This is a genomic window from Spirochaetota bacterium, assembly GCA_026414805.1.
Taxonomy (GTDB): Bacteria; Spirochaetota; UBA4802; order UBA4802; family UB4802; genus UBA4802.
The window spans coordinates 1-8,315 of record JAOAIH010000099.1; the positions used below are offsets into that span (position 1 = coordinate 1).

The 8,315-nt window shown below is 38.4% G+C and carries 7 protein-coding genes; 4 read left to right on the top strand and 3 right to left on the bottom strand.

Annotated elements, in window-relative coordinates:
* The 4 genes from N3F66_13980 to N3F66_13995 form a co-directional block, all read left to right on the top strand.
* On the top strand, nucleotides 1-189 hold a 189-nt coding region (locus tag N3F66_13980), incomplete at its 5' end, for a hypothetical protein (GenBank protein MCX8125253.1).
* Between the two features lie 277 nt (nucleotides 190-466).
* Complete coding sequence (locus tag N3F66_13985; protein MCX8125254.1) at nucleotides 467-1,219, top strand: 1-acyl-sn-glycerol-3-phosphate acyltransferase; 753 nt, start codon at nucleotides 467-469, stop codon at nucleotides 1,217-1,219.
* A complete protein-coding gene (locus N3F66_13990; GenBank protein MCX8125255.1) occupies nucleotides 1,216-2,100 on the top strand; it encodes a GNAT family N-acetyltransferase in 885 nt (294 codons plus the stop codon). Before N3F66_13985 ends, N3F66_13990 begins: the two co-directional genes overlap by 4 nt.
* 171 nt (nucleotides 2,101-2,271) lie before the next feature.
* Nucleotides 2,272-4,143, top strand: a complete 1,872-nt coding sequence (locus tag N3F66_13995) for an acyl-CoA dehydrogenase (protein ID MCX8125256.1) — start codon at nucleotides 2,272-2,274, stop codon at nucleotides 4,141-4,143.
* A gap of 68 nt (nucleotides 4,144-4,211) precedes the next feature.
* On the opposite strand, the gene N3F66_14000 is transcribed toward N3F66_13995, so the two are convergent.
* From N3F66_14000 to N3F66_14010, 3 genes are read right to left on the bottom strand one after another with little or no spacing between them, the layout of a single operon-like run.
* Nucleotides 4,212-4,871: an MBL fold metallo-hydrolase gene (locus N3F66_14000; protein ID MCX8125257.1), complete on the bottom strand. Its 660-nt coding sequence runs from the start codon at nucleotides 4,869-4,871 to the stop codon at nucleotides 4,212-4,214.
* A gap of 19 nt (nucleotides 4,872-4,890) precedes the next feature.
* Nucleotides 4,891-6,249: a threonine synthase gene (gene thrC, locus N3F66_14005; GenBank protein ID MCX8125258.1), complete on the bottom strand. Its 1,359-nt coding sequence runs from the start codon at nucleotides 6,247-6,249 to the stop codon at nucleotides 4,891-4,893.
* A gap of 2 nt (nucleotides 6,250-6,251) precedes the next feature.
* Complete coding sequence (locus N3F66_14010) at nucleotides 6,252-7,529, bottom strand: homoserine dehydrogenase (protein ID MCX8125259.1); 1,278 nt, start codon at nucleotides 7,527-7,529, stop codon at nucleotides 6,252-6,254.
* Between the last annotated feature and the right edge of the window lie 786 nt (nucleotides 7,530-8,315).

Consider the following 8,315-nt stretch of genomic DNA (forward strand, 5'->3'; position numbering starts at 1 on the left):
GAAGACCGCGATAAATTCTTAGCTGACAATGAAGAAGCAGCTTACTATTCGGGCCGTGTATTATCCTCGCAGTTCTACTTAGGAGCCGAATTCCCCAAATTCTTTGGGCGTATTGATGCGCTATTGTTTAATGAAACTGCGGTCATCAAGGCAAGTAAAGATGTCTTTACCGGTGCGCTGTTAGAGTAATATAATTATAACTACAGGCACACAGGGAATTGTGCGCCTGCACAATTTAATTAACCAACCATTTTCATTTGAATATCTCCCGATAACTATCGCTTTTTTTATATATTACTCATGATACCTTTATCAATTCTTCATGATGTGTAATCAAATTTAGCAACATAGTTGGTATCTTTACGTTCATCATGAATAAACAATTATGCAATAGTCTAAAGACAGTAAAGATACTGGCAATAATGAGATTAAACTATTAGCATGTAACGACTTGAAAGATGTAAATATGTTAACAGGCATAAGAAAGCTACTTCTATTATTTGTAATTACTATCGTTCACATAATACAATTTATTATTGTGGGAATAATACATGGTTTTAGCATTCACCATGCAGCAAAAAGCACCATGGCATGGTGCAGGGCATTAGTTAAAAATCTCAATATTGCTGTTGAAATGAATGGAACACTTCCATCTGAGGGTGTACTTGTTGTCAGTAATCATCGTTCATATATTGATATAGCAGTTATTGGACAGTTCTTCCCCTGTACATTCCTTGCAAAAAGGGAGTTGGCAAACTGGCCTATATTGGGTCATGCCGCAAGATTAGCCAAAGTAATTTTTGTAGACCGCAATAATACTGAAAGTAGAAAAATATCTCGTGTAAAGATTTCTCAAACACTGAAGCAGGGGATATCAGTTGTTGTATTTCCTGAAGGCACCTCGTATGCAGGGCCTGGGATACTTACATTTAAACCTGGGACATTTGAACTAGCAGCAGATAATAATATCGCTGTGGTTCCTGTGGCAATTGAATATGATGATATGCTTGATGCATGGGTTGGAAACGACACATTTATTGAACACTTCATACAGACATTTAAAAAGCCAATAGTTAGAGTTACTATCTCATTTGGACCTATACTTAAAAACCACACTCCACAATCTATAATGTATTCTTCACGTGAATGGATAGAAAACACATTATTACATCATAGAAATAAAATCTTAATACAAGAAGCAATTGGAGGTACGCTATGAACCAGCATATTCCATTACAAATACCAAAATTATTTAAATTTCAAAATGAAAATAATGGTACCATATCCAAAAGAAGAAAAACTATTACAGATAAAGATACTAAAATAAGAAAAAATGTACTATACAAATACCAAATTCTCCATAAACCAGGCACATATATGTCTGACCCTGAAATCAAGAAACTTGTGCACGAAATACGTGAAGTTGCCGCAACAGCATTTAATCCAATACCTGAATATCAAGCTATGTGTGGAACCCGTGAAGAGCTGAGTGATAAGGTAATAGCATTAGCATGGGATAAAAATACCTTAGCTGGATTTGCATCAACGGTGGAATTATATATACCTGGCATTGGAAACATTTTGCATCTTGGTCTCACAGTAGTAAGACCTGAACATAGAAGTAACGGGTTAACACATCTTTTGATGCAAAAAGCTATAACTTCATATATATTGAAACACGCCATTTATTTTGATAAATTGTGGATTACAAATTGCGCTGCAGTACTCTCAAGTCTTGTTAACGTTGCATTACATTTTGAACAGGTTTATCCATCACCAAAGAATGTTACATATACTGCACAGCACAAGATCATTGCTGAAACCATTAACGTATTGTACAGGAATAAGCTTTACATTCGGCATGATAGTATTTTTGATGAAAAAAATCATATTTTCAAAGGCAGTATAAAGGGTACTGTTTTTCAAAAAGATGCAAATGATACTTCATATTACCATCGAAACAGTACTTATAATAATTATTATAAAAATCTTATGGATTTCAAAAATGGGGATGAAGTATTACAGGTTGGGTATGCAAGTATACCAGCTGCAATACGACATGCTATTTTTAATCAAATGAAAAAATTTATTCCTCAATAAAAAAAGTATGACGTAATTAATTATCTATCTCACCAATTCAAATTTACATTCTTTAACTAAAAATTATAATCTTACTTATATAACTGTTGACAATTGGAGTATATTTTTTATGTATGTCATTAAGACATTATTATCAATGAAATATTACATAATATTAATCGGAGGTTTGATATGATGCGAAATCCACTAGTAGACGGGCGAGACGTCCAGTTTGTTTTATTTGAGCTATTGAATGTTGATGATTTAAAAAAGTTTCCCAAGTTTGCTGACCAAGACAAAGACATGTACCAAGCTACCATTGACCTAGCATTAAAGATGGCGGTTGAAGAGGTATATCCGGTTAACAAGGAAGCCGATAAAATCGGTGTTAAATATGACCCGGAAACAAAAAAAGTAATAATTCCTGAAGGATATAAAAAAGCATTAACCAAATATAATGAAGCCGGTTTTGTTGGCATGATTGAGGATCCTGAAATTGGCGGTATGGGTATGCCAGGAGCAGTGGCAATAGCATGCAGTGAAATTTTTACTGCTGCAAGTTTATCGTTTACAACCTATCCTGGATTATCACACGGTGCTGCAGCACTAATCAAGAACTTTGGCACCGAAGAACAGAAAAAAATGTATCTTGAAAAAATGCTCACTGGCAAATGGGGTGGCACTATGTGTCTAACCGAACCGGAAGCAGGTTCAGATGTAGGAAATTTGAAAACAAAAGCAATATCTCAGCCTGATGGCACATATCTAATTCAGGGGCAAAAGATTTTTATCACTGCTGGCGACAATGATTTTTATGAAAATATTATTCATCCTGTTCTTGCACGTATTGAAGGAGATCCCCCAGGAACTAAAGGAATTTCATTATTTATCGTACCTAAATACAGAGTAAATCCTGATGGTAGTTTGGGTGAATTTAATGACGTAATTTGTTCCGGTATTGAACATAAAATGGGAATTCATGGTTCAGCCACATGTACTCTTAATTTTGGCGACAATGGCAAATGTGTTGGTTGGCTGTTAGGGCAACCACGGCAGGGTATGAAAATCATGTTCCACATGATGAATGAAGCGCGCCTTGATGTAGCTTTGCAGGGTCTTTCATTATCATCGGCTGCATACATGCACGCAGTGACGTATGCTCGCAACCGTATACAGGGCGTCCACGTTACACAGATGCTCAATCCTGAAGCACCAAAGGTAGCCATTATTGAGCATCCCGATGTCAAACGCATGCTGCTGTGGATGAAAGGTTATGTGGAAGGCATGCGCATGCTAAACTACTACCTTGCCCATAATGCTACACTTATAGAGGTGCTTGATGGCGATGCCAAAAAAGAAGCCCAGGGCATGGTGGAAATACTTATCCCTATAGCTAAAGCAGGCTGTACCGACACCGCAGTGCTAGTTACCTCTGAGGCTATTCAGGTCTACGGCGGCTACGGCTATACCTCCGATTACCCCGTTGAACAGTACATGCGTGATGCCAAGATTACCCAGATTTATGAAGGTACTAACGGTATTCAGTCAATGGACTTAACCATGCGCAAAATCTTAATGAACCCTGAACAGTACAACTATAACGTAATGAAAAAACGCATGGCTGAAACTATTGCTAAAGCAAAAGGTATAGTGGAAGACAAATACATTGAGCTTGTGGAAAAAGGAGTACAGAAACTTGATGAAGTAATTACCATGCTTAAAGACCACATGGCAGCAGGAAGGTTTTTGCATATATTTGCAGCATGTACGCCACTGCAGCAGGCTATGTTTATGCTCACGTTAGCATGGCTGCACTTATGGTCTTTGACACTCACCATACCAAAGATGAAAGAGCTTGTTGGCGACAGAAAAGGTGAAGACCGCGATAAATTCTTAGCTGACAATGAAGAAGCAGCTTACTATTCGGGCCGCGTATTATCCTCGCAGTTCTATTTAGGAGCCGAATTTCCAAAATTCTTTGGGCGCATTGATGCGCTATTGTTTAATGAAACTGCGGTCATCAAGGCAAGTAAAGATGTCTTTACTGGTGCGTTGCTTGAATAAAGTAAAATGATATAACTGTGCAGGCGCACAAACAATGGTGCGCCTGCATTTTATAATTATAATTGAATTTACATAAATGACTCAATAAAGTCCCTCACCTCTTCTTTGCCGTAGTACACACCAAAATGGCCTTCGCATAATATATCAGCGTTAAGCGACAACAGAAACTCAAGTGATTGTATATAGTCATCCCTGTTTGACTTCAACACATCATTTAATGGCCCGTGGACATCCTGTCCAAAAAGTACAAGCTTTCCCTCCGATTCTACTGTCAATGCAGCTGACCCTGGTGAATGTCCTGGAATGTGATACATGGTAACTTTAAGGTTTCCTATTTCAAATATTCTCTCCTTTTCACTCACTTTAATATCAACTGTGCAAGGTGTTAAAAAACTTCCATACCAGCTTGCTGCTGTTACATATTGATCTCCAGATTCTATATACTGTGCATCAAGATCATGAGCTATCACCTTACATCCAAATGTACCGCGAACCTTATGCGCACCACCAACGTGATCAAAATGGCAATGCGTTAAAAAAAGATATTTAAGTGATGAAGCCTGTATATTTTCCCGTGAAAGATTCTTTACAAGCCTGTCATGCCCATCGCCAGTACCCGCATCAACCAGCGCGCTGGCGGTGCCATCAGTGATGCAATAAATAGCTGCATCTGACGGATGCGTAAGATTAGAACCTCCAACCTGATACACATGCTGTGTTATCTTCATACTACTTTCCTTTTATAAATTAATATTCCAATTTGCTTCTTCTTTCAAGCTCTTTAAACAACACCTCTCGCACTTTATCCGCATTTGCTTCAAGTTCAATTGGTTTATTTGCATACTTACAATTAACACCCTCCAGCGTGCCTTCATGATAGCCAACTTTAAACTCACTGAATTTTAACCCATGCGCTGTTGAAATCACTACAGTGCGGTCCTTTTTGGAAATTACCTGCTTTTCAACAAGCTTCAGCAAAACTGCAAGCGCAACACCCGTATGCGGACAGCTGTACATTCCTGTTCTATCTGCCAGCGCTGCTGCATTTGCAAGCTCTTCTTCGGATGCCTGCTCCACAACGCCATCAAACTTTTGCAACGCACGAATTGCTTTTTTAACCGAAACAGGATCGCCAATCTGTATGGCTGAGGCTAACGTCTTTTGCGGTGTGACCGGTTTAAATTCCTTAAAGCCATTCAGGTACGATAGATACAGTGGATTGGCATTTTGCGCCTGAGCCAGCACAATACGCGGCTTCTTTGAGATCAATCCCAATTCAAGCATCATTGCAAATCCATTCCCCAGTGCCGAAACATTGCCTAAATTGCCACCAGGGATGATGATGACATCGGGCACCTCCCAGTCAAACTGCTGCACAATCTCAATTGAGATTGACTTCTGCCCTTCAATGCGTAGCGAATTCATTGAATTTGCTAAATAAATGCTGTTGTCCTTTGTTATCTCCTGCACAATCTTCATGCAACCATCAAAATTAGTATCAAGCGACATCACAATAGACCCATTGCTCATTGGCTGCACTAACTGCGCAGTGGAAATCTTATTGCGCGGCAAAAACACAATTGAAGGAATACCTGCATACGCACAGTATGCAGCCAACGCTGCTGAAGTATCGCCCGTTGATGCACATGCAACCGCCTTGATGGGCTTGCCACGCTGTATCATCTCATTAACCATTGACACAAGCACTGTCATTCCTAAGTCCTTGAACGAACCGGTATGGCTGTTACCACACATCTTTACCCACAGATCATTCATACCAATCATTGCCCCAAATCGTTTTGCCCAAAACAGATTGGTGTTGCCTTCAAACATTGACACAATATTTTCGTTATCTACCTCAGGACACACCCATTCCTTTTTGCTCCACACCCCACTTCCGTATGGCCACTTGGTGGTTCCAGTGCGGCTGTCAAAAAGCTCTCGCCATTTTTTAGGCGATAGCTCCTTTAATCGGTCCATGTCATGGTGCACTTCTAAAAGTTCGCCACACTTTTTACACCTGTATACAATCTCATCAAGCGGATACTCTTCATTGCACCCAGCGATGCAACGAAAGACTGCTTTATAGTTACTATCGCCCTTCATAGTTATTCGTCCTTATTTTCAAAATCTTCAATTGGCAGTATCATAACCTGCCCGTTGACAAATGGAAATTGTTCAATCTCCTGCTTTGCCTTGCGCATACTTGCTTCTTTAGCTTTGTGCGTGGTGATGACAAGTGGCACGTAAGGTGCATTCACTTCTTTTTGGATCACCGAAGCAATGGAGATATCATGTGAACCAAAAACACCTGAAATTTTTGAAAGAATCCCTGCGCGGTCTTCCGTATGAAGGCGCACATAAAACTTAAGCATGCGCTCATCAGGCGTTAGGTAGATGGCATCACCAGCAATGTATACGGTGTCCTTGATGCCGTTTTGCTTTTGTGCTATTGACACAATATCACTCACCACTGCCGATGCAGTGGGGTGGCTGCCAGCTCCTTTGCCATAGAGCGTCACTGCACCGGTCATATCGCCGTAGTACATGATAGCATTGAACTCATTGCGCACGGATGCCAGTGGATGTGTGAATGGGATCATAACCGGCTGTAGTCGTATATCAAGCTTACTGTCAACCATATGGCTTACGCCTAACAGTTTAATGGTATAGCCCATTTCGTGGGCATATTTTATATCAAGCTCAGTAATTTTTGTGATGCCTTCTATATAGATATGCTGCATTGCAACTCGGACATTATATGCTAACATCGATAACAGTGCAATCTTATGCGCAGCATCAAAGCCTTCGATATCAAAAGTAGGATCAGCCTCAGCATAGCCTTTTTCCTGTGCAAGTTTTAGTGCCTGGCTAAATGACATGCCATCTTCTGCCATACGCGTTAAAATATAGTTGGTAGTGCCATTTAAAATTCCCACAACTGACTGTATTGTATTGCCCACAAGCCCATTGCGCAGTGCAGCAACACACGGTATGCCTCCGCCTATTGCTGCTTCAAACGCAAGTGCACCCTTTGCCGTTTGTGCCACTGTAAATATGTCATCACCACTTTCGGCTAAAAGCTTTTTATTTGCTGTCACCACATTTTTACCAGCCTTAAGTGCCGATAGAATAATACTTTTCGCTGGTTCTATACCACCAATAAGTTCAATGACAGTATCAATGTCAGGATCTGTGGTAATATCTTCCCAACGATTGGTCACAGGCACAGTCACGCGTGATGCGATATCGCGCACATCACAGATTTTTACAAGCTCAATGGTTATCCCTGTTTTTTTGTAAATATCGTCTTTATGTTTTTGTAACAGTGTATACACACCACTGCCCACTGTACCAAAACCAATAAGCCCGCATCGTATTTTCATTGTCTTCTCCGTTTTTTATGGATTATAGATATTCTTATGATGGCAGGCATATAGCTGTCAACTTTATTTATTATATTGTTGTACTTGGTTCATGCAATAATAATGACCCGCACAATTTCATTCTGAGATTACACAGTATACTAAGAATTTTATATAAACCTAAAAACCTATCAAGATAATATCATTTAATATAATAAAAAATTTCTACACAAAAAAATGGGATTAACTACTAAAACCCAGTGACCATATCTGGGCAGATATTTTTATTCTGATTAACCCCTAGATCCATTTTTTTAGTAAAGCTCAATGGAGTAGCCTATGCCGGTAAATTAACTAGTTAGTATACTTCCAAGTTAATCTACTTAACAATTACATTTTAATAAACCAAAAAACTATTACAACATCTGACTAATCATTATAAATTTATAAAATACTATTTTACAATAATATTATAAAATTAGTAAAAAAAACAGTTGGGAATAACACATATATTAATTATAGAAAATAACGACATTGGTATATATGATGGATTTTATAATAAGAATATTTATTTCAGAATGGCATATCCTAAAATGAAAACAAGGAATTTATTCTTCATTTAGATATAATTATTATTGAATTTTAAACCTTGGAAATGTTCAATTAAACTATTAACGATAGAATTAAACGCTTAGCTTGTACTAAGTAATAATTTTAAGTAATTAGATACCAAATAACACTTTGAATTAAAAATCTCTTACTTGACATTTACTCTATTTTACACCAATTATACACTTTAATTATATG

Excerpts from the sequence above, each read along its gene's own strand:
- N3F66_13985 (MCX8125254.1), top strand. The coding sequence starts at position 467 with ATGTTAACAGGCATAAGAAAGCTACTTCTATTATTTGTAATTACTATC.
- N3F66_13995 (MCX8125256.1), top strand. The coding sequence starts at position 2,272 with ATGATGCGAAATCCACTAGTAGACGGGCGAGACGTCCAGTTTGTTTTA.
- N3F66_14010 (MCX8125259.1), bottom strand. The coding sequence starts at position 7,529 with ATGAAAATACGATGCGGGCTTATTGGTTTTGGTACAGTGGGCAGTGGT.
- N3F66_14000 (MCX8125257.1), bottom strand. The coding sequence starts at position 4,871 with ATGAAGATAACACAGCATGTGTATCAGGTTGGAGGTTCTAATCTTACG.
- N3F66_13990 (MCX8125255.1), top strand. The coding sequence starts at position 1,216 with ATGAACCAGCATATTCCATTACAAATACCAAAATTATTTAAATTTCAA.
- thrC (MCX8125258.1), bottom strand. The coding sequence starts at position 6,249 with ATGAAGGGCGATAGTAACTATAAAGCAGTCTTTCGTTGCATCGCTGGG.